Raw genomic sequence first — 1,259 nt, forward strand, 5'->3', positions numbered from 1 at the left:
TAGTTGCCAGGGTTCTCCTTCCGTGCGGTGATGACCAGATTGCCCTGGCCGTCCAGCGCGGCGTTGCTGGTGCCCGCCGTGTAGTACTGCCGTTCGTGGTTGCTGACGTTGTCGCCGGTCTCCGTGAGCCACTTGCCACCGTCGACGGCGGAGCCCGCGGGCCCGTCGAACTCGTCGGCGAACGTGACGGCCGCCGTCGCCGCCGCGGCCGTCATCGGCGCGGTGGCCGACGCGGGAGTGTGCTGTGTGAGTCCGGTGGACAGCGAGGCGAGGCCGAGCGCCATGACCAGAGACAGGACCAGGCGTCTGGGGAAACGCGTGGAACTCATTCCTTCTCCCTTCGGGGAAGTACTTAGTTCAACACGTGATTTAAGGAATGAACGCCGACCGTGTCAAGGCTTTGGTCTGGACCGGAGACACGTGCACCACGACTTGATAGGCAAGTGAACGTTTGCCTATGGTGTGGCCGTGGCCGACGACCTCTTCAAAGCCCTGGCCGACCCCACCCGTCGCACCATCCTCGACGAGCTCACGGAGAAGTCCGGGCAGACGCTGTTCGAGATCTGCTCGCGGCTGGCCATGAAGCATCGGCTCGGTATCTCGCGCCAGGCGATATCCCAGCACCTCGCCGTGCTGGAGGCCGCCGGGCTCGTCGAGACCAGGCGGGAGGGCCGCTACAAGTTCCACGACCTCAACACGGCCCCGCTGCGGCAGATCGGCGAGCGGTGGCTGGCGCACGACACATCCGGACCGGAGGAGAACACCCCATGAGAATCCATCTGACCAGCGTCTTCGTCGACGACCAGGCCAGGGCCCTCCACTTCTACACGGAGATCCTCGGCTTCGTGAAGAAGCACGACGTGCCGCTGGGCGAGAAGGACCGGTGGCTGACCGTCGTCTCGCCCGAGGAGCCCGGCGGCACGGAACTCCTCCTGGAGCCGGTCGGGCACCCGGTCGCCAGGACCTACCGCGACACGCTCGTCGGCGACGGCATCCCGCTCGCCCAGTTCGCCGTCGACGACGTGAACGCGGAGTACGAGCGTCTGCGCGCCCTCGGTGTCCGCTTCACCCAGGAGCCCTTGGAGATGGGCCCGGTCACCACCGCCGTCCTCGACGACACCTGCGGCAACCTGATCCAGATCGCGACACAACCGCAGTAGGCCGACGGCCCCCCCGCACCCCCGGGCGGGGGGAGTTGGCGGCCGCCCCGGGAACGGGGGGGACACGGGGGGGCGGGAAACCCACGGCCGCAGGGCCGC

The 1,259-nt window shown here is 68.0% G+C and carries 2 protein-coding genes and 1 pseudogene; 2 read left to right on the forward strand and 1 reads right to left on the reverse strand.

All coding sequences use genetic code 11. The features are described 5' to 3' along the window. Window positions 1–329: pseudogene (locus ACWCQM_RS40920) on the reverse strand (1,3-beta-glucanase); the annotation flags it as partial. Between the two features lie 139 nt (window positions 330–468). Between ACWCQM_RS40920 and ACWCQM_RS40925 the strand changes: the two are divergent. Then, window positions 469–771 carry an ArsR/SmtB family transcription factor gene (locus tag ACWCQM_RS40925; RefSeq protein ID WP_450920139.1) on the forward strand — a complete coding sequence of 101 codons (303 nt, stop codon included), beginning with the start codon at window positions 469–471 and terminating at the stop codon, window positions 769–771. Further along, a complete protein-coding gene (locus tag ACWCQM_RS40930) occupies window positions 768–1,160 on the forward strand; it encodes a VOC family protein (protein WP_267077370.1) in 393 nt (130 codons plus the stop codon). Before ACWCQM_RS40925 ends, ACWCQM_RS40930 begins: the two co-directional genes overlap by 4 nt. Window positions 1,161–1,259 lie beyond the last annotated feature (99 nt).

Source organism: Streptomyces sp. NPDC002125 (assembly GCF_053593715.1).